This is a genomic window from Streptomyces seoulensis (genome assembly GCF_004328625.1).
GTDB lineage: Bacteria > Actinomycetota > Actinomycetes > Streptomycetales > Streptomycetaceae > Streptomyces > Streptomyces seoulensis.
This window is the reverse complement of record NZ_CP032229.1, coordinates 343,980-363,431: the sequence shown is the minus strand read 5'-3', so window position 1 is coordinate 363,431 and position 19,452 is coordinate 343,980. Positions and strand designations below refer to the sequence as shown.

At 71.8% G+C, this 19,452-nt stretch carries 17 protein-coding genes and 2 pseudogenes; 11 read left to right on the top strand and 8 right to left on the bottom strand.

The window, feature by feature from the left end; all coding sequences use genetic code 11:
• Nucleotides 1-22: 22 nt before the first annotated feature.
• The 5 genes from phzG to D0Z67_RS01655 are packed head-to-tail and all read left to right on the top strand — an operon-like array spanning nucleotide 23 to nucleotide 4,480.
• The gene (gene phzG, locus D0Z67_RS01675; protein ID WP_031180466.1) at nucleotides 23-661 is read left to right on the top strand and encodes a phenazine biosynthesis FMN-dependent oxidase PhzG; all 639 of its coding nucleotides are present in this window, start codon (nucleotides 23-25) and stop codon (nucleotides 659-661) included.
• Nucleotides 658-1,074: a VOC family protein gene (locus D0Z67_RS01670; protein WP_078873171.1), complete on the top strand. Its 417-nt coding sequence runs from the start codon at nucleotides 658-660 to the stop codon at nucleotides 1,072-1,074. The genes phzG and D0Z67_RS01670 overlap by 4 nt, the downstream gene beginning before the upstream one ends.
• Nucleotides 1,075-1,095: 21 nt before the next feature.
• Complete coding sequence (locus tag D0Z67_RS01665) at nucleotides 1,096-2,205, top strand: phenylacetate--CoA ligase family protein (protein WP_031180468.1); 1,110 nt, start codon at nucleotides 1,096-1,098, stop codon at nucleotides 2,203-2,205.
• Nucleotides 2,205-3,596, top strand: coding sequence for an aldehyde dehydrogenase family protein (locus D0Z67_RS01660; RefSeq protein ID WP_031180469.1), 1,392 nt, complete (start codon nucleotides 2,205-2,207; stop codon nucleotides 3,594-3,596). The genes D0Z67_RS01665 and D0Z67_RS01660 overlap by 1 nt, the downstream gene beginning before the upstream one ends.
• 59 nt (nucleotides 3,597-3,655) lie before the next feature.
• Complete coding sequence (locus tag D0Z67_RS01655; RefSeq protein ID WP_031180470.1) at nucleotides 3,656-4,480, top strand: class I SAM-dependent methyltransferase; 825 nt, start codon at nucleotides 3,656-3,658, stop codon at nucleotides 4,478-4,480.
• 56 nt (nucleotides 4,481-4,536) lie between these two features.
• Here the strand turns inward: D0Z67_RS01655 and D0Z67_RS01650 are convergent, their stop codons facing one another.
• From D0Z67_RS01650 to D0Z67_RS01630, 5 genes are all read right to left on the bottom strand, one after another.
• On the bottom strand, nucleotides 4,537-5,163 hold the full coding sequence (locus D0Z67_RS01650) for a pyridoxamine 5'-phosphate oxidase family protein (RefSeq protein ID WP_031180471.1): 627 nt from the start codon (nucleotides 5,161-5,163) through the stop codon (nucleotides 4,537-4,539).
• 85 nt (nucleotides 5,164-5,248) lie between these two features.
• On the bottom strand, nucleotides 5,249-5,716 hold the full coding sequence (locus tag D0Z67_RS01645; RefSeq protein WP_031180472.1) for a nuclear transport factor 2 family protein: 468 nt from the start codon (nucleotides 5,714-5,716) through the stop codon (nucleotides 5,249-5,251).
• 117 nt (nucleotides 5,717-5,833) lie between these two features.
• The gene (locus D0Z67_RS01640) at nucleotides 5,834-6,946 is read right to left on the bottom strand and encodes an amidase domain-containing protein (RefSeq protein ID WP_031180473.1); all 1,113 of its coding nucleotides are present in this window, start codon (nucleotides 6,944-6,946) and stop codon (nucleotides 5,834-5,836) included.
• 196 nt (nucleotides 6,947-7,142) lie between these two features.
• Nucleotides 7,143-8,417, bottom strand: coding sequence for a polysaccharide deacetylase family protein (locus tag D0Z67_RS01635; RefSeq protein ID WP_031180474.1), 1,275 nt, complete (start codon nucleotides 8,415-8,417; stop codon nucleotides 7,143-7,145).
• 69 nt (nucleotides 8,418-8,486) lie between these two features.
• The gene (locus tag D0Z67_RS01630) at nucleotides 8,487-10,643 is read right to left on the bottom strand and encodes a transglycosylase domain-containing protein (protein WP_031180475.1); all 2,157 of its coding nucleotides are present in this window, start codon (nucleotides 10,641-10,643) and stop codon (nucleotides 8,487-8,489) included.
• A gap of 491 nt (nucleotides 10,644-11,134) precedes the next feature.
• Here D0Z67_RS01630 and D0Z67_RS01625 point away from each other — a divergent pair, with 491 nt between their 5' ends.
• The 4 genes and pseudogenes from D0Z67_RS01625 to D0Z67_RS01610 all read left to right on the top strand — a co-directional run bounded on the left by D0Z67_RS01625 (nucleotide 11,135) and on the right by D0Z67_RS01610 (nucleotide 14,043).
• The gene (locus tag D0Z67_RS01625; protein WP_031180476.1) at nucleotides 11,135-11,923 is read left to right on the top strand and encodes an SAM-dependent methyltransferase; all 789 of its coding nucleotides are present in this window, start codon (nucleotides 11,135-11,137) and stop codon (nucleotides 11,921-11,923) included.
• Between the two features lie 203 nt (nucleotides 11,924-12,126).
• Nucleotides 12,127-12,303, top strand: a pseudogene (locus D0Z67_RS30055) (pyridoxamine 5'-phosphate oxidase family protein); the annotation flags it as partial.
• Between the two features lie 43 nt (nucleotides 12,304-12,346).
• A pseudogene (locus D0Z67_RS01615) lies at nucleotides 12,347-13,126 on the top strand (iron chelate uptake ABC transporter family permease subunit); the annotation flags it as partial.
• 209 nt (nucleotides 13,127-13,335) lie between these two features.
• The gene (locus D0Z67_RS01610) at nucleotides 13,336-14,043 is read left to right on the top strand and encodes an FAD binding domain-containing protein (RefSeq protein WP_031180478.1); all 708 of its coding nucleotides are present in this window, start codon (nucleotides 13,336-13,338) and stop codon (nucleotides 14,041-14,043) included.
• A 61-nt stretch (nucleotides 14,044-14,104) separates the two neighbouring features.
• Here the strand turns inward: D0Z67_RS01610 and D0Z67_RS01605 are convergent, their stop codons facing one another.
• The 3 genes from D0Z67_RS01605 to D0Z67_RS01595 all read right to left on the bottom strand — a co-directional run bounded on the left by D0Z67_RS01605 (nucleotide 14,105) and on the right by D0Z67_RS01595 (nucleotide 17,115).
• Complete coding sequence (locus tag D0Z67_RS01605) at nucleotides 14,105-15,826, bottom strand: MFS transporter (protein ID WP_031180479.1); 1,722 nt, start codon at nucleotides 15,824-15,826, stop codon at nucleotides 14,105-14,107.
• 74 nt (nucleotides 15,827-15,900) lie between these two features.
• Complete coding sequence (locus tag D0Z67_RS01600; RefSeq protein ID WP_031180480.1) at nucleotides 15,901-16,362, bottom strand: MarR family winged helix-turn-helix transcriptional regulator; 462 nt, start codon at nucleotides 16,360-16,362, stop codon at nucleotides 15,901-15,903.
• 99 nt (nucleotides 16,363-16,461) lie between these two features.
• Nucleotides 16,462-17,115: a biliverdin-producing heme oxygenase gene (locus D0Z67_RS01595; RefSeq protein ID WP_031180481.1), complete on the bottom strand. Its 654-nt coding sequence runs from the start codon at nucleotides 17,113-17,115 to the stop codon at nucleotides 16,462-16,464.
• A 248-nt stretch (nucleotides 17,116-17,363) separates the two neighbouring features.
• Here D0Z67_RS01595 and D0Z67_RS01590 point away from each other — a divergent pair, with 248 nt between their 5' ends.
• Both D0Z67_RS01590 and D0Z67_RS01585 read left to right on the top strand, forming a co-directional pair.
• Nucleotides 17,364-18,869 carry a purine-cytosine permease family protein gene (locus D0Z67_RS01590; RefSeq protein ID WP_031180482.1) on the top strand — a complete coding sequence of 502 codons (1,506 nt, stop codon included), beginning with the start codon at nucleotides 17,364-17,366 and terminating at the stop codon, nucleotides 18,867-18,869.
• Entirely contained in the window at nucleotides 18,866-19,423 is a 558-nt protein-coding gene (locus tag D0Z67_RS01585; RefSeq protein WP_031180483.1) for a cysteine hydrolase family protein, read from the top strand. The genes D0Z67_RS01590 and D0Z67_RS01585 overlap by 4 nt, the downstream gene beginning before the upstream one ends.
• Nucleotides 19,424-19,452 lie beyond the last annotated feature (29 nt).

Here is a 19,452-nt window from a genome sequence, read left to right as displayed (position 1 = left end):
ACCGACTCAAGGAAGGCACGGCATGAACAGCAGCAAGTTCGAAAGCCTCACCGGCCGCACCGACCGCCGCTTCCCGGAGTACGACGACCCGCCGGCCGAGCCCCTGGGCCTGGTCCGGGACTGGCTCGCCGAGGCCGTCGAACAGGGGGTGCGCGAGCCCCGGGCGCTCGCCCTGGCCACCGCCGACAAGCGCGGCCGCGCCTCCACCCGGGTCGTGGTCTTCGGCGGCATCGACGACCAGGGGCTGCTGTTCACCACGCACAGCACCAGCCGCAAGAGCCGGGACATCGAGGAGACCGGCTGGGCGTCCGGGCTGCTGTACTGGCGGGAGACCTCCCAGCAGATCAGCATCGGCGGCCCGGCCGTCCCCATCGGTGAGGCCGAGGCCGACGCCCTCTGGCACGCACGGCCCGTACCCCTGCACGCCATGTCCGCCGCGTCCCAGCAGAGCGAACCCCTCACCGACCCCGACGCGCTGCGCGCCGCCGCCGAGTCCCTCGCCGCCACCGGCGCCGCCCTGGACCGCCCCGCCCGGTTCACCGGCTACCGGCTGGTTCCGCACGAGGTGGAGTTCTGGTCCGCCCGCTCCGACCGGATGCACCACCGGCTGCGCTACGAACGCGACGGCGCCGACTGGCACGTCACCCGGCTCCAGCCATGACCGCCCCCGACGACAGGAGCCGCCCCGCCATGCAGGAACGCGCCTTCCCCCTGGTCTTCGCCGAGCACGTCCCGGCGACCGCCGCCTTCTACGAACGGCTCGGCTTCACCCGGCTGCGGCAGAACCCGCCCGAGGGCGAGCCCACGTACATCGCCCTCGCCCGCGGCACGGCGGAGCTGGCCGTGGTCTCCGCCGACTGGCCGGCCACCCGGTACGGCCGGCCGCTGGGCACCGGGGTCAGGTTCGAGATGTTCGTCCTCGTCGACGACCTGGACACCCTGCTGAAGGAACTCGCCGGAGCCGGCGTCCCGTTGCTGCGCGACCCCGTGGAGATGCCGTGGGGCGAGCGGATCGCCTACCTCACCGACCCCGACGGCAACCCCGTGGCCCTGGCCGCCGGACCCCACTCCTGACCACCTCACCTGGGACGCGCCATGACGCTGGACATCGCCGAGACCGACCGCATCCTCGAACCGCCGCACGGCACCCGCCCCGACCCGGACGCCTTCGTACAGGCCGCCATGGCCTGGCACTTCGACCCGGACACCGGGTCGCCGTTCTGGCTCAAGCGGGCCACCGCCTTCGACTTCGACCCCCGCCGTGACATCCGCACCCACGCCGACCTCGCCCGCTTCCCCAACGTCGCCGCCGAACTGCGGCACGTGCCCGCCGCCGACCTCGTCCCGCGCGGCTACGGCGACCGCCCCGACGTGATCGGGGTCTACGAGAGCGGGGGCACCACCGGCGCCCCCAAGCGCGTGGTGCTGCTGCGGGACTGGCTTGAGCGCACCCTGCACTGGAGCAACGAGGCGCTCGACGCGTACGGCTTCCCGCGCGGCGCCGACTGGCTCGGCCTGGTGCCCGGCGGCCCGCACATCGTCGGCGAGTACTTCCAGCGCTCCGTCGCCACCCACGGCCGGTACGGGTTCCGCGTCGACCTCGACCCCCGCTGGGTCAAGCGGGCCATCGCCCAGGGACGGGGACCCGAGGCGGGCGCCTATGCCGAGCACGTCATCGACCAGGCCGCCGAGGTGCTGCGCACCCAGGACATCGGGGTCATGACCATCACCCCGCCCCTGCTGGAGCGGCTGGCCCGCCGGGACGAGCTGGTCGACCTCGTCAACGACAAGGTCCGCGCGATCCGCTGGGGCGGCACCCAGATGGACGCCGACTCCCGCCACCTGTACCGCACCGAGGTCTTCCCCGACACCGTCCTCAGCGGCAACTACGGCAGCACGATGATCCTCGGCTTCGCGGGGGAGCGGCCGGGCCTCCCGGACGACGAACCCTGCGTCTTCGACACCCTCGACCCCTGGGTCACCTTCGGCGTGGTCGACCCCGACACCGGCCTGCCCGTCCCCTACGGGGAGCGGGGGCGGGTGGTCGCCCACCACGTCAGCAAGTCCTTCCTGCTGCCCAACAACCTCGAACGCGACCTCGCCACCCGCGTCTCCCCGCCCGAGGGCGGCATCGGGGACTCCGTCGCCGACATCGCGCCGGTCGGCGTCTTCGAGAACGAGACGGTCATCGAGGGGGTCTACTGATGCCGCCCACGCCGGAAGAGGAGGCGTTGCCCCAGCTCGACGCGCTCGGGCCGAGGGGCCCGTACCGGGCCCGCAACCGGCTCACGGTCACCGATGTCTCCGGGGCGCCGGTCGCCCAGCTCAGCCTGGTGCCTGGCGTGTTCCTGCACCGCGCGCTGACCGCGCTGCGCCGGGCCGAGCCGCCGGCCCCCGATCACCGGGCCGCCGTACTGGCCCGCGCCGCCGAGCTGTTCACCACCGGCCGGCTGGGCGGACTCACCGTCGCCGAGCACGAGCACCTCGTCAGCCGGGTCGGCGGTGTGCCCCTGGCGGTCGTCCGCACCGCGACCCGCGCCATCGGGGAGCGCCTGGCCGCCGCGTACGACAGCGCCCGGCGGGCGAGGCCCGTGGACGCCCGCGACGACTGGCGCGACCCGCTCACCCGCGCCGGGCGCGCGGTGTGGACCCGGCGCGGCGAGGTGTTCGCGGTGAACGCGGCCGGCAACCACCCCGGCACCCACAGCCTCTGGCCCGAGGCGCTGGCGCTCGGCTTCCGGGTCGCCGTCCGCCCCTCGCGCCGGGAGCCGTTCACCCCGTACCGTCTGATCACCGCGCTGCGCGAGGCCGGACTCGGGCCGGACCAGGTGGCGTTCCTGCCCACCGGGCACGAACTGGCCGACGAGCTGCTGCGCGGCGCCGACCTCGGCATGGTGTACGGCGGCGACGACGCGGTCCGGCGCCACCGGAGCGACCCGGCGGTGCTCACCCAGGGGCCCGGCCGGTCCAAGATCCTCGTCACCGCCGACGTGGACTGGCGCGAGCACCTGGACACCATCGTCGACTCGGTCAGCCACCACGGCGGCACCGGCTGCGTCAACGCCACCGCCGTCCTCGTGGAGGGCGACCCGGCCCCGCTGTGCGCGGCCCTCGCCGAACGGCTCGGCGCGCTGCCCGCGCTCGCGCCGGAGGACGACAAGGCCGTCCTGCCCGTCCAACCCGTCGCCACGGCACGGGCGTTCGGCACCCATCTGGCCAACCGGGCGGCGGGCACCCGGGCCTGGCTGGGCGCGGAGGGGGTGGTGGCCGAACTCGGTGACGGCAGTGCCGCGTTGCGGCCCGCCGTGCACCAGGCCGACCGGCCCGACGCGGCCCAGCTCGGCGTCGAACTGCCCTTCCCCTGCGTCTGGGTGGCGCCCTGGACCCCCGAGGCCGGCACGGCCGTCCTGCGGGACAGCCTCGTCGTCACCGCGCTGACCCGGCGGGAGGAACTGATCGACCGGCTGCTGGATGAGCCCACCATCGGCAACGTCTACGTCGGCGACACCCCCACCTACCGCATCGCGCCCGGACTGCCGCACGACGGCTTCCTCGGCGACTTCCTGATGCGCACCAAGGCGGTCATCCGCACCTGAGCCCCGCCTCGCTACTTCCCTGCTGGACAAGAGAACTTGCCGAAAGGACCACCACCTCCATGCACGCCGTTTCGTACACCGCACAGTGGATGGCCGCCGCCCGCGCCCTGGAGTCCGAGCGCGAGGACGCCCTCTACGTCGACCCGCTGGCCCGCGACCTCGCCGAGCCCAAGGGGTTCGAGCTGATCGACCGCTACACCGGCGGCGGTCTGCTGCCGTTCATCTCCATCCGCACCCGCTTCCTGGACGACGCCATCCGCGACCTGCTCGCGGACGGTTCCATCGGCCAGGTCGTGCTGATCGCGGCCGGCATGGACACCCGCGCCTTCCGCCTCGACTGGCCCGACGACGTCGACGTCTACGAGGTCGACCACGGCCCGCTCATCACCGAGAAGCGGCGCCGCCTCGACGCGCTGGGCGCCAAGCCCTCCGTCAAGCGCCACGAGGTGTCCGCCGACCTGACCAAGGAGTGGCTGCCCGACCTGGAGGCGGCCGGCTTCGACCGGACGCGGCCCACGCTCTGGGTCGCCGAGGCGCTGACCTTCTTCCTCACCGAGGAGCAGGCCGCCGGGCTGCTGCGCCTGCTGGCCTCCGCCTCCGCGCCCGGCAGCCACCTCGCCTTCGACATCCTCGGCCGGACCCTGCTGCGCAGCCCGTTCTCCAAGCCGTTCCTCGACCGGCTCGCCGAGGACGGCACACCGTGGATCTTCGGCACCGACGAGCCGGAGCCGTTCCTTCAGGCCAACGGCTGGGAGGTCGAGTCGCTGAAGGAGCCGGGCCAGCCCGGCGCGGGGGAGGGACGCTGGCCCTACGACGTCCAGCCGCGCGGACGCCGGTTCGCCAACCGGCTGTGGCTGATCCGAGCCCGGCTCGCCGCACAGTGACGCCGGGTAGCTGAGCGCGCGGCGGCCGGAACCCCGCAGAGGGGTTCCGGCGCCGCTCAGTCCCGCGCCTGGAGCCGCTCCCGCAGCTCCAGGTTCTCCTCGGCCAGCATCCGCATCCGTTCCCGCACCGGCTCCAGCGCCTCGGCCAGCTCCGGCTCCGAGTAGCGCGGGGTGATGTGCTTGGGGCAGTTCCAGAACAGCCCCTCGACCCGGATCAGCATCAGCAGCTCCAGCGGGCCGTCGGTGCGCAGGTCGGACAACCGCTCGTGCAGCTCGGGGAATTCGGCCGGATCGCGGGTCTCCGCGCGGCCGAAGATCTTCAGCCGGGTGGGGTTGGCGTAGTCCATGAAGAACAGCGAGACCCGGTCGTCGGAGCGGAGGTTGCCCGCGGTGATGTACTGCCGGTTGCCGCGCACCTCCACCCAGGCCAGCGTGCCGCTGTCCAGCACATGCACGAACCCCGGCGGACCGCCCCGGAACTGCACGTACGGCCAGCCGTCCTCACCGGTGCTGGCCAGGTAGAACCCGTCGCGGGCCTGGATGAAGTCCGCCTCGTCCGGCCCCATCCGGTCCGGCTCCTCGGTGTCCCGCGCCAGCAGCCGCGCCATCGCCTGCGCACTGCCCCGCTCCTCCTGGACGCCCCGCACATTCTTGGTGAACGCCAACCGCGCGTACCGGCTCATCCACGCCCCCTGAAGCCCACACCAACAGAAACCCGGTCGACGGCCGACTTTATCCACGCCCCGCCACCCGGCAAAGGACCACCACTCAGAGCCCCAGCTCCGACAGCCTCGGATGCCCGTCCGGCCGAGGCCCGAGCGGCCAGCGGTACTTCCGCTCCGACTCCTCGATGGGCAGATCGTTGATGGAGGCGATCCGCACCCGCATCAGCCCCTCGCCGTCGAACTCCCAGTTCTCGTTGCCGTAGGACCGGAACCAGTTGCCCGAGTCGTCGTGCCACTCGTAGGCGAAGCGGACCGCGATCCGGTCGTCACCGAAGGCCCACAGCTCCTTGACCAGCCGGTAGTCGAGTTCCCGGTCCCACTTGCGGGTGAGGAAGGCGACGATCGCCTCGCGGCCGGAGAGGAATTCGGCGCGATTGCGCCAGCGGCTGTCGGGCGAGTAGGCGAGGGACACCTTGTGCGGGTCGCGGGAGTTCCAGCCGTCCTCCGCCAGCCGGACCTTCTCGGTGGCACTGTCGCGGGTGAACGGGGGCAGGGGCGGTCGGGCGGGCATACGGGCTCCGGGGGTGAGGCGTCGGTCGATTCCATCGCGGAAGCGGCGCGACCGCACCCCCAACGCGCGAGGACCCCCGGCCGGCGGGCTGCCGGGCGGGGGTCCTCGGTCACCTGATCAGGTGCGGTAGGCGTAGAACGCCGCCGTCGGGTAGGACGCGACGAGGCTCGCCACCGACCGGTTGTAGGTGTTGGTGGAGTGGTACGTCACGTAGGGCACGCCCTGGGCGTCGCGCTTGGTGACGATCATCGTGTGGTCCTTGGACCCGTCCTTGTTGAAGTCCATCTGGATGACATCGCCGATGTCGGCCTGATAGACGTTCGCAAGGCTCGTGACCCGCTTCGAGGACAGCGCGAACCAGGAGAACTCGTTCACACCCACGAAGGAGTCCGACTGGATGTCGGCGGTACCGAACCACTTGTGGAAGTCGTTCGTGTAACCGGGAACGTGCTTCCAGCCACCCGCCTTCAGCGACTGGCTGACGAAGTTGGTGCAGTCACCACCCGCGCCGGCCCCGTTGAAGTCCGGGTACTCGGTGTTGTACTTGCTCCAGTACTTCGTCGCGTACGCGACCATGGCCTTGTAGTCGTAGCCGGTGCCCGTGAGGGTCTTCGGCTTCGCCGGGGCCGGCCGGGTGGTGGCCGCGCGGGGCGCGTCCGGCGGGCTGTCGTCCGCCTTCACCTGGACCTTGGCGACCTCGGGCTTCGCCACCTGGTTCACCGCGAGGTAGCCCTCGTCGGTGTCCTTGATGCGCGTGAGCTGCCAGTTGCCACCGCGGTCCGCCTGGAAGGTCAGCTCGTGGTGCGCCTGGAACCCCGTGGTGGGAGGCTCGTTGCCCGTGACCTTCTTGTACGTCAGCGACGTGGTCTCGGTGACGGCCACCGTGGCCCGCCGTCCCTTGACCTGCGTGGCGTCCAGCTTCACGCTGGTGCTGCCCGCGCTGTACTGCTCACCCAGCGCGGCCAGACGGCTCTTGCGGCCGCGCAGCTGGCTGAGCGCCGAGTCCTCCTGGCGCGACTGCGTGCCGGACAGGCGCACATCGCCGGAGAAACCGGAGGTCCGCTGCTTGCGGCCCTCAGTGGCACCGGCCACCAGGGCCTGCGTACGGTCGGTGAAGACCGCGTCCGCGAGCTTCTGGAAGGTCGCCTTGGTCGCCGTGTCGACGGTGGGGTCGTCGGTGACCGCCGCGCCCGCGCTCCAGTTGGGCAGCAGGGCGACGCCCGCCACCACGGAGGCGGCCGCCGCCGAGATTATGGTGGCGCGGCTCCGCTTACGGCTCAATTTTCTTGACTTCAATGATGTTCCCCTCTACGCCGGTACAGAGACCGGGACTCCGGTGACAGAGACCGGGCGAACGCATCTTCGCATGCCGTGTGCGGCAGGTGTGAAGACGGGATGCACAAGTGGAACCAGACTGTTTCACACGTCACTTGACGACCGATGACCAGTCGGGCGACTGAGCCGGGTCCAGGGTGCGCAGCCGGGCCAGCGTCTGCGGTGTCTGGACGTCCATCCAGTCGGCCAGCTCCTTGAAGGACACGCACTTCACGCCCTTCTTGGTGCACACGTTCTTGACCACCTGATCGATGGACCGCATGTAGATGCCGCCGTTCCAGTCCTCGAAGTGGTTGCCGATGAACAGCGGCGCCCGGCTCCCGTAGTACACCCGGTTGAAACCGGCCATGTACGAATCGACCGTCTGCTGCTCCCACTTGGGGAACTCGGCCGGGTTGCCCTGCGTCTCGCCGTCCGACTGGTTGTACAGGAAGTTGAAGTCCATGGACAGGCCCTGGTACTTGCCGGACTCGTAGGGCAGCATCTGGAGCGGGAAGTCCCAGACACCGTCCTTCTTGGCCGGCCAGATCTGGAAGTCGCCCGCGGAGGACGCGTCGTAGCGCCAGCCGTAGCCCTTGATGGCCTTCAGCAGGTTCTTCTGGCCCTCCAGACAGGGCGCCCGGCCGCCGGTGACCTCCTTCTTGAAGTCGAAGGGCAGCGGATCGATGTCCTTGTAGCCGGTGTTGGTCTTCCAGTGCTCCACGAACGAGTAGAACTGGTCGATCTCGCTCTTCCACTCCTGCACGCTCCAGTCGCCGCCGCCCTTGGCGCCGCAGAAGTGGCCGTTGAAGTGGGTGCCGATCTCGTTGCCGTCCTCGTACGCGGCGCGCAGCTGCTCCAGCGTCTCGCGGATGTGCTCGTCGGTGGCGTAGTCGATGGCGGCGGCGCCGGGGGAGTGCTGCGGCGGGTGGTAGAGGTCCTTCTTGGCCTTCGGCAGCAGGTAGATGCCGGTGAGGAAGAACGTCATGTGGGCGTCGTACTGCTTGGCCAGTTCGCGGTAGTGCGAGAAGAGATGGTCGCTGCCCTCCAGGCCGCCGTCCCAGGAGAAGACGACGAACTGGGGCGGTTTCTCACCGGGCTTGAGCCGTACGGGCTTCAACGTGCCTTCCTGCGGCCCGGTGTAGGACGTCGAGCCGTCCCCGAGCACCTTGGTCCTCCCGTCCCACTCGGGCTCCGCGGACGGGCCGGGGTCCTTGGCGGGGGAGACCGCGGCCGCCAGGTCGTTCTCGTGGCTGAGCAGCAGATACCCGGTGACCGTGGAGACGACCACGAGCAGCACGGCCAGCGCGAGGACGACGGGGCGCGTGACGCGGCCGCCCTCGGTGGGGCGTGCCTTGCGACGGCGGCCTGTGCTCGACGACTTCATACGGATCGATCTCCGGGGCGGGTTGCGGGTTGAGGAGCCGGGAAGGGGTGCGCCGGGGCGGCGGCGGGGTCAGCCGATGCCCACGGCCTGCGACCAGATTCCGAACGGCACGCTGTTCTCACGGGTGCCGGCCAGACCGTCCAGCGGCAGCGGCTCCAGGCTCTTGCCCAGGTCGATGCGGTAGACGACGATCGCGGTCGACACCGACTTGAGGGTGCCCGTGTACCAGAGCGCGGTGTCCTTGTCGGTGGTCCCGTCCTTGCCGGCGGCCGGGGTGGTCGCCGCGGGGGTGGGGTGGAAGGCACGGAAGTTGTCCGCGAGGGCCTCGCCCACCTGCTGGGCGACCTCGGGGCGTACCGCCCGGCGCCGGTCGGGCGCGTCCAGGCGGACACCGGCGCCGTTGCGGGTGACCCGGCGCACCGAGTACGGCTCGGTGTGCCGGCCGTCCGCCGCGAAGGTGGCGTAACCGCTGGCCATGCGGATCGTGCTGGGCGTGGAGGTGCCGAGCGACAGGTCGGGCGTCGCCGGGCCGAAGCTGGACGGCAGGAGTCCGGCCGCCTGCGCGGTGGCCTTCACCTTCTCCAGGCCGGTGTCCATGCCGAGCTGCATGAAGGGCGTGTTCACCGAGCGGGCGAGCGCCTGGCGCAGGGAGATCGGCCCGTAGGAGCGCTTGCCGTCGTTGTGCGCGGCGACCTTCTTGCCGCTGCGGTCCCAGTAGGGGCCCTCGGGGGTGGTGACGGGCACCGCGTCGTCGCCGTTGTAGACCGACTCCGGGGTGACGGGGGTGGCCGGGCCCTCACGGGTCTTGTGCACCCCGTTCTCCAGACCCGCCGCGTAGACGAAGGGTGTGAAGGCCGAACCGGCGGGCACGGTAGTGGCGTTGGACTCGTTGTAGCCCTGCTTGCGGTGGTCGGGGCCGCCGTAGACGGCGACGATCCGGCCGTCCGTGGCGACCGAGGCGGCACCGTAGTGGGCGGTTCGCGCTGCCTTGGGGTCCTTCTTCATCGCGGCCTGGCGCGCCTTGGTGACCGCGTCGGTCAGCTCGCTCTCCCGCTTGCGGTCGAAGGTGGTGTAGATCTGGTAGCCGCCGAGGTCGAACTCCTTGTCCGACAGATGGGCGCTCTTCTTGGCGTAACTCGACGCCAGCTCCACCAGATAGTCGCTCTGCTTGCCGGTGTCGTAGATCTGGAGCGACTTGGTCGGCTCCGGGAACTTGGTGTACTTGGCGCGCTCGGCCGGGGAGAGCTTGCCGATCTTGACCATGCGGTCGAGGATCCACGACCACCGCTCCACCGCCCGGCGGTGGTTGGCCGCGCTGAGCGTGGGGTCGTACAGGCCGGCGCCCTTGAGCAGCGAGGCGAGCATGGCGGCCTCGCTGGGGTTCAGCTTGCTGACGTCCTTGCCGTAGTACGCCTGGGAGGCGCGCTGGATGCCGTAGGTGCCGCGCCCGAACCAGCTGGTGTTGAGGTAGCCCTCGAGGATCTTGTCCTTGCTCATCCGGTTGTCGAGCTTGAGGGAGATCATCGCCTCGGTGAGCTTGCGGCCGAGGTTCTGGTCCTGGTTCAGGTAGACGTTCTTGACGTACTGCTGGGTGATGGTGGAGCCGCCCTCGGTGTCACCCTGGCCGACCGTGCGCCACAGGGCGCGGGTGATGCCCTTGGCGGAGATGCCGGGGTCGGAGTAGAAGCTCTCGTTCTCCGCCGCGAGCACCGCCCAGCGCACGCCCTCCGGGATGTCCTTGAGCGGCATCGCCTGCCGGCGCACCCAGCCGGTCCGGGCCATCGGGGTGCCGTCGGACCAGAAGTAGACGTTGTCCTGCTGGGTGGCGTAGGAGTTGAGGTTGGTGGGGACATCGGTCGCCGCGTAGGCCACGGTCAGGCACAGGCCGCTCAGGCCCATCAGGGCGAGCCAGCCCGCGAGCCACTGCCGCCAGGACGGTATCCAGCGCCGCCAGTCCTCCCGGCCCGGACGCGGGTACTCCGGGCGCAGCTTGCGGACGTGGGGCGCGGCGAGCGCCATGCAGGGGGCGAGCCTGGCGGTGACCGGGGCGAGGATGCGGCGCAGTACGGCGAGGACGGTCAGCAGCGGGGCCAGGACGCGGGAGGGGGCGTCAGGCTCCTCGGGAGCCTCCGGTTCGGGCTTCGGCGCGGGGCGGGTGCCGTCCAGGGCGACGATCTTGAGCTGCATCGTCTCGTCGGGGCGGATGGTGCCGACCCGGAGCTGCATGGTGGCCTCGGGCTCGAACGGGGCCGGGTCCGGGGTGCTTCCGGGCTCCTGCCGGTCCGTCTCCTGGGGCCGGCGTCCCCACGCCCGCTTCGGTGCCGCGCGCCGGCCGCGCCCACGCCGGGCGCCGTCATCGGCACCGGTGCCGTCGTTGCCGTCCGTCCCCCGCCCTGCCTCGGTCACGACAGGTCTCCCTCCCCACTCGGCCTTGCTCGCGCGGGCAGACGGGCCGGCCGGAATCGGTGGCCATCACGGTGGCACCGATGGCCAATTCGTTACCCCCTGGCCCCGTGTCTGCGCGCGAGCTTCACAAATTATCAGCTAATACTTTCGAAACCTGGAGACCAGGGTCGGTCATGGGTCACACCCGGCCGGGCAGGTGGTCGCCGCCGGTCACCCTCCTGGTCAACTCCCGTGCCCCGCATGCAGAATGACGAGCATCACTCGATGATCGTCTGTGTTCGCACCGGCCAGAATCATGACGGAGCCCGCCCATGACCACCGGCACCCCCGGCCCCCGGCAGATCGACACCAGCACGGCTCACCCCGCGCGGGTATACGACTGGCTGCTCGGCGGCAAGGACAACTACCCCGTGGACGAGGCGGTGGGGCAGCGGCTGCCCGCCGAGGCGGCCGCCGGCGCCCGGCAGAACCGCGCCTTCATGAACCGCGCGGTCGCCTGGCTCGCCGCGCAGGGCGTCGACCAGTTCCTCGACATCGGCACCGGCATCCCCACCGAGCCGAACCTGCACCAGATCGTCCAGCGGATCGTGCCGACCGCCCGGATCGTCTACACCGACAACGACCCGATCGTGCTGCGGCACGCGGAGGCGCTGCTCGTCGGCCGTCCCGAGGGCGCCACCCAGTACGTGGAGGCCGACGTCCGCGACCCGGCCGCCATCATCAAGAACGCCCGCCAGACGCTCGACTTCGACCGGCCCATCGCCCTGTCCCTGATCGCCCTGATGCACTTCATCAACGACGACCAGGACCCGTACGGCCTCGTCTCCAACCTCCTCGCCACCCTCCCCTCCGGTAGCTACCTCGTCCTCTCGCACGCCTCCTCCGACATCTTCCCGGAGCTGTCGGCGCAGGTCACGGCCGAGTACGCCAAGGGCGGCATCCGGCTAGGCTTCCGCGACCGCGCGGGTGTGGAGCGCTTCTTCGAGGGGCTGGAACTGGTCGAGCCCGGCCTCGTCACGGCCACCGAGTGGTTCAAGGACGGCGAGGCACCGGCGCCCGAGGAGAGCGGTATCTACGCCGGGGTGGCGCGCCTTCCGTAACAACTCCACCTAGATAAGCCAAACCTAACTTCCGATAACGTGTGCCGGGCAATCGGCCGGGCCCGCAGTACGGGTCCGTGTGACACGGCCGCGGGCCCGGCTCTCCGGTGCGCGATTACCACGGGGGTCGGCTGGTCCCAGATCATCGACGCGGCGACGCGCCGACCGCACGGCGTCGACACCGCCGGCTTCGTGGAACTGGGCTCGCGGGCTCCGACCGCCGGGGCAGCTGTGACGTCTCGCCGCGCGGCGACGGCCCCGGATTCACCCATGCCCTGGGCTCGTCCATGCCGGCCGTCCCGGACCGCCCCGGCAACCGGCGGGCCGACAGCTTCCACGACATCCTGGACAGCCCGCACGCCGGAGTGCTCTGTCTGATCCGCCGTCCAGTCGGCCCGAGAGCTGACCTCCCAGGAGCGCGGAGCGCTCGCGCTCTCCGGCACCCTCGTGCAGGCCGTCACCCGCAACCCGCTCGCCGAACCCGGCATCCTCGGCGTCTCCGGCGGCGGTGCGCTCGGCGCGGTCCTGCTCGTGACGACGGCGCCGATGGCCGGGTCCTGGGGCATCGCCGGGGCCGCCTTCGCGGGGGCCGGGGTGGCCGCCGTGGTCGTCTTCGGGCTCGCCGCGCGGGGCGGGTTCGGGCAGAACCGGCTGGTCCTGGTGGGCATCGGCGTCCAGGCCGCGACCACGGCGCTGATCGGGCTGCTCATCGTGATCACCGACCCGTTCAACGCGACCAAGGGCCTGACCTGGCTGTCGGGTTCCACCTACGGGCGCACCCTGACGGACACCCTGCCGGTCGCGGGCGCGCTCGCCGTGGGGCTGGTGATCGCCGTCCTCCGGCGCACCGAACTCGACCTCGTCTCGCTGGACGAGGACACGCCGAGGCTGCTCGGACTGCGCACGGCACCGGCCCGCTTCGGGCTGCTGGCGGTCAGTGTCGTACTGAGCGCCACCGCCGTTGCCGCCGCGGGCACGATCGGCTTCGTCGGCCTGGTCGCCCCGCACGCGGCCCGTGCCCTGGTCGGCCGCCGCCACACCCGGGTGATCCCGGTGGCCGTGCCGCTGGGCGCCGTCCTGGTCTGCGTCGCCGACCTGATCGGCCGCACGGTGATCGCCCCCGCGCAGCTCGGCGCCGGTCTGATGACCGCCGTCATCGGCACGCCGTACTTCCTGTACCTGCTGGTCCGCACCCGGCGCTGAACCGACAGCGCCTCCTCGAACCTTCGAGCCGTCACCTCCCGATGTGACGGCCCGAAGCCCGTTTGCGGCGGGGTTGTCGAGGGGCGCCAAGGGGCGCACGGGGCGCGCGCCCATGAGCCCTGGACGCGCCCCTTATGAGGCAGCGAGAATAACTCAGGCGGCGGAGGCGGCCGTTCGCCGGACCCCCGAGGAAAGGCAGGTTGGCCACAGTGCTGCTGCGTCTGCCCACGTCCGTGTCCGAAGCGCGCGCATACCTGGCCGAGGGAGCCGTGCCCGTCGGGGGAGCCACCCTGGTCTGGGCCACCTGGCAGCGCGACGGATTCCCGGCCCAGGCCGTGTCGTTGCGCGAACTGCCCGAGGCCAACGTCCTCGGCCCCGAGGAACTGGGCGGCGCCGTCGTCCTCCACCGCGTCGACGATCGCGTCCCCGAGGTGCTGCGCCGCGCGGCGGGCTCGGTCGGCACCGGCGCCGTACGCCGCGCGGCCACCGTCGGCGGCAACATAGCGGGCAGCACCCTGCGCTGCCTCCTCCCGGCGGCCCTCGTCCTGGACACCCGCGCCACGGTCCTGACCTCCACCGGGGTGTACGACACCGACCTCGCCGAAGTCGTCGCCAAGAGCCCCGTCCTGCTCAGCCTGCGCTGGCGCACCCCCGTGGCCAGCGCCTACCGCAAGCACGAGGGCGACCCGGGCGGACCCCCGCCCCTGGTCGTCGCCTCCGCCCTGCACGCCCTGGGCGAGGGCCGGTATCGGCTCAACATCGCGGTACGGGACGGCTACGAGGTCGTCAGCGAGAGCACCGAGTGCGGCACCGACCCCGAGGAACCGCTGGCGGCACTCGGACCGACCCTCCTCAGCGACATCCCGGCCGCGCGCACGGCGGTCCACGACCAGATCAACGGGCTGCTGCCCCGCTGAGGTTCTACAAGAGAAGGGGGGCCACGGCTGCACGCCGTGGCCCCCCTTCTTCGTACGCCGCTCAGACCGAGCTGTCGCGCAGCTCCGCCAGCGAACCCCGGGTCAACCGCCGGGGTGCCGACTCCGCGTCCACCAACAGCACGTCACAGGCCGCGCCGTGCGTGAGGGCGGAGGTGATGCTGCCGTCCGCGAACTGGGCCAGCGGCCCGCGCGGCGAACGGCCCACCGCGACCGCCCGCGCACCCACCCGGGCCGCGTGCTCGGCCAGCGCCCGCCCGGCGGCGGCATGGTCGCCGACGCTGGTGAGCACCTGCCCCGACGCGGTCACCCCGTGCGCGGCCAGCCGGGCGAGATGCGCCGAGACGGCCGCCCGCGCCTCCTCGGCACCCTCCGGCTCCACGGCCTGCTCCTCCACCACGACCGTCTCCCGGACGTGCACGACCTCCAGCGGGCTGCCGGTCCCCCGCGCCAGCCGAGCCGCCGCGTCCACGATGGCCGGCGCCCCGCCGTGCGCGCCGACCGCCACGATGACCCGCGGCACGCCCGCCTCCACGGGGTCCCCGACCGCGGTGAGCGAGGTCGTCACGACCGGCTCCTCCTCCGGCCGCTCCTCCGCCTTCCGCAGCAGCCCGTGCCCGCTGGCCAGCACCGGGACGGCCAGCACGAAGGTCGCCGCGCCCAGATAGAACGGCACACTCAGATCCGTGGCGTCGGCCAGCTTGCCCGCGACGAACGGCGCGAGCCCACCGCCGATGAACCGCAGGAAGCCGTACGCGGAGGACGCCACCGGACGCTCGACGGGGGAGATGAGCATGACGGCCTGCGTGGTCAAAGTGTTGTTAATGCCGATAAAGCAACCTGAAGTAACCACAGCCACAATGACTACGGTCGGACTGTCCACCCCGGCCGCGATCACCGCCATCACGACGCCGAGGCCCAGAAGATTGGCGTACAGCACCGGCGCCGTGCCGAAGCGGGCCTGGAGGCGCGGGGCGAAGAAGACGCTGAACGCGGCCACCAGCAGACCCCAGCCGGTGAAGACCAGGCCCAGCTCATGGGCGCTCAGCTTCATCGGGTAGGGCGCGTAGCCCAGCATGGTGAAGAAGCCCCAGTTGTAGAGCAGCGCCATGACGCCCATGGTGAGCAGACCCCGGTGCCGCAGCGCCTTCAGCGGGGCGATGGGTGACGTGGGCCGGGCGGGTTTCGGCATCGAGGGGACGAAGGCGAGCGTGGCGAGCAGCGCCACGGCCATCAGCACGGCCACCCCGAAGAACGGCCCGCGCCAGCTGATCGCCCCCAACTCCCCGCCCAGCAGCGGCCCGACGGCGATGCCGAGGCCGAGCGCGGTCTCGTACAGGATGATCGCGCCGCCGAAGCCGCCGCTGGCCGAGGCGACGATCACGGCGAGCGAGGTGGCGATGAACAGGGCGTTGCCCAGACCCCAGCCGGCCCGGAAGCCGACGATGCCGTTGATCGAGCCGGTGGTCCCGGCCAGTGCCGCGAAGACCACGATCACCGCCAGGCCGACGATCAGGGTGCGCTTGGCGCCGAACCGGCTGGAGAACCAGCCGACGAACAGCATGGCGACGGCCGTCACGATCAGATAGCTGCTGAACAGCAGGGACACCTGGCTCGGGGTGGCGTGCAGACTGTCGGCCAGGGCGGGCAGGATCGGGTCGACGAGCCCGATGCCCATGAACGAGATCACGCAGGCGAACGCCACGGCCCAGACCGCCTTCGGCTGCCGGAACGGGCTCGCGGCCCTTCCACGCGGTGTACTCATGACCGCTTCTCTCCCACTCGAGTCGCTCTCCCCGGCCCGGCCGTGGCGGCGCCGGGGAAGATCCGACGGATGGCTCAGGAACGCTCCTGTATCGCGCGGGCCAGGGCCGGCAGCGCGACCCGTACGGCCTGCCGCTCCGGCTCGGACAGTTCACCGACGAGCTGTCCCAGCGCCTCGGCTCGCTCGGCACGGCGCTCCCGGAACACCTCCTCGCCCAGCTCGGTGACCTCCACCAGCCTGCCCCGCCCGTCGGTGCGGTCGGCGACGCGCCGCACCAGCCCCGCACGCTCCATGCGGGTGACGAGCTGGGTCATGTTCGGCTGGGTGGCGTTCTCCGCCCGCGCCAGCTCGGTCAGCCGCTGCGGCCCCTCGCGGCCCAGCCGGCCGAGCGCGGACGACGCGGCGGTGCTGAGCCCGCCGGCCGTGGCGCTGCGCCGCACATGACGCACGAGCTCCTCCACGGCGATCATCAGGTCCTCGGTCGAGGTCGCGTGCGTGTCGTCGGCGGGACCACCGTCCATAACCCGCTTATGCATAAGCCCATTATGCAGATGCGTGTACGGTGAATCAAGTTTTCGGCGACGAAGAAGCCCGGTGCGAGCCCGTCGAACGGGACCGCACCGGGCCGGGGGCGATCAGGCGCTGGCCGGGAAGAGGGTGCCGAGGTCGGCGAAGACGGCGTTGTTCAGCGCGAACGCCGACCGGCACTCCTCCACCACGCGCCGCTTCTCCAGCTCGTCCACCGGCAGCGCGTCGAGCCGTTCGCGGTACGCGCGCTTGAAGGCGGCCGGGTTGCCGATGGCCTCGAAGACATAGAAGCGGACGCCGTCGCCCTTGCTCTCCAGCCCCCAGGTCCGCTCCGCGATTCGCCGGATCACCTGACCGCCCGACAGATCGCCGAGGTAGCGGGTGTAGTGGTGGGCCACATAACCGGCCGGCCAGCTCGCGGCGACCTCCCGTATGCGGGCCGCGTACCGCTCCGTCGCGGGCAGCGGGGCCACCCGGTCGCGCCAGTCCTCGCCCAGGAGGTGCCGCAGGTCGCGCTCCAGCTCGGCCGCCCGCCGCAGTTCCGGGCTCAGGAAGGGGGCCGCGACCGGGTCGCCCGCCAGCAGGGCGTCGGAGTCCTCCAACGCCCGGTAGACGAAGAGGAGTTGCTCGGTGTACCTGGCGAACGCCTCCACGCCGAACCGGCCGCCCAGCAGATCGTTCATGAACGGCGCCTGCTCGGCCTCGGTGTGCCGGTCCTGGCTGGCGGTGCGGATGACCGAGGAGAAGAGGGGTGTCGACAACGCTGCCTCCCTGGCGGGGTCCGCGGTCACGGGTACGACCGGCGGCCGCCGCGTTGCCGACGGGGTGTCGGCAACATGTTTAGGGTAGCCTAACCTGATGTCATTCGGGAGGGTGCCAAGGCCCTCCCGTCCGAACGTCCCGTCCGAACGTCCCGGCCGGGCCCACCGGCTGACGCCGGGTCGTTCCTTGCGCCCCTCCACCTGCCCGCCTAGCTTGGACGCGACACGTCAGGACAGGTAGGTCGCCGATGACGCAGCCGCAGCACCCCCACGACAGCGGAGCCGACGGCCGCCAGATCCAACTGGAGACCCACGGCCTCGACGTCATCGGGGACGCGGACCGCAAGGGCACCCCGCGCACCCTCTTCTGGCCCTGGTTCGGCGCCAACGTCAGCGTCCTCGGCCTCAGCTACGGCGCCTTCGCCCTCGGCTTCGGCATCTCCTTCTGGCAGGCCCTCGCAGCCGGAGTCCTCGGCATCGTCGCCTCGTTCCTGCTGTGCGGCCTCATCGCCGTCGCCGGCAAGCGCGGCTCCGCCCCCACCATGGTGCTCAGCCGCGCCGCCTACGGAGTACGCGGCAACCGCCTGCCGTCCGTCGTCTCCTGGATACTCACGGTCGGCTGGGAAACCGTACTCGCCTCGCTCGCCACCCTCGCCACCGCCACCGTCTTCAGCCGCCTCGGCTGGGGCGGCGGCACCGAGACCAAGGCCGTCGCCCTCCTCGTCGTCGCCGCGCTCACCGTGGTCGGCGGCGTCATGGGCTTCGACCTGATCATGCGCCTCCAGACCGTGATCACCGTCATCACCGGCGTGCTCACCCTGGTCTACGTCGGCCTCGTCGCCGACCACGTCCACTGGCCGACCGTCAGCGCCATCCCGGCCGGCTCGCCCCAGCAGTTCATCGGCGCGCTGGTGTTCATGATGACCGGCTTCGGGCTCGGCTGGGTCAACGCCGCCGCCGACTACTCCCGCTACCTCCCGCACTCCTCCTCCAGCCGGGGCGTCATCGGCTGGACCACCCTCGGCGCCTCCGCCGCCCCGCTGCTCCTGCTGGTCTTCGGGCTGCTGCTCGCCGGGTCCTCCGACGAGCTGAGCCACGCCATCGCCGCCGACCCCATCGGCGCGCTGACCATCATCCTGCCGACGTGGTTCCTCGTCCCCTTCGCCCTGGTCGCGGTGCTCGGGCTGGTCGGCGGCGCGGTGCTGGACATCTACTCCTCCGGCCTCGCCCTGCTCTCCGCCGGACTGCACGTGCCCCGCTATCTGGCCGCCCTCGTCGACGGCGTCCTGATGATCGCCGGCTCCCTGTACATCGTGTTCTTCGGCGGGGCCTTCCTGGGTGAGTTCATGGGCTTCCTCACCACCCTCGGCGTCCCCATCGCCGCCTGGTGCGGGGTGATGCTCGCCGACCTCGCCCTGCGCCGCCGCGACTACGACGAGGGCGACCTGTTCCGCCCGGACGGCCGCTACGGCGACGCCCGCGTCCTGCCGATCGTCCTCACCGTCGGCGCCACCCTGATCGGCTGGGGGCTGGTCACCAACACCGCAGCGGGCTGGCTGGACTGGCAGGGCTACCTCCTCGGCCCGCTCGGCCTCGGCGGCCGGTCCGGCCAGTGGGCCTCCGCCAACCTCGGTGTCCTCGTGGCCCTCGCCCTCGCCTTCCTCGGCACCCTGCCGCTGGGCCGGAACCGGGTCCGGCAGCAGGAGGCACTCCCGCCGAGCCCGGCCCCGGCTCCGGGGATGTACGGGGCGTGAGGCCGGTGCCGGGACTGCTCGCCGTCATCGACATGCAGCGCGTCTTCGCCGACCCGGGCAGTCCATGGGCCACCCCGCGCTACGCCGAGGCCGCTGCTGGGGTCGCGCGGCTGCTGCCCGCGTTCGGGGGGCGGGTGGTGTTCACCCGGTTCGTCGCCCCCGCCCGGCCCGCCGGGGTTTGGCGCGCCTACTACGCGCGGTGGCCGTTCGCCCTTCAGCCGCCGGACGCGGAACTGTGGCGGCTGACGCCGGAGTTCGCCGGCCTCGGCGCTCCGGTCTTGGACGCGGAGACCTTCGGCAAGTGGAGCCCGGAGCTGGCCGCCCGGCTCGCTCCCGGTTCGCGGCTGGTCCTCGCCGGGGTCAGCACCGAGTGCTGCGTCCTCGCCACCGCGCTGGCCGCCGCCGACGCGGGCACCGAGGTGGTGGTCGTCGCGGACGCGTGCGCGGGCGTGGACGACGAGGCGCAGGCCGAGGCGCTGCATGTGCTGGACCTGTACCGGCCCCTGGTCCGTGTCACCACGGTGGGCGAGCTGCTGGGCGAGGGCGGCGCCTGAGGGAGCGGGTGCTGAGGGGGCCGGTCCTT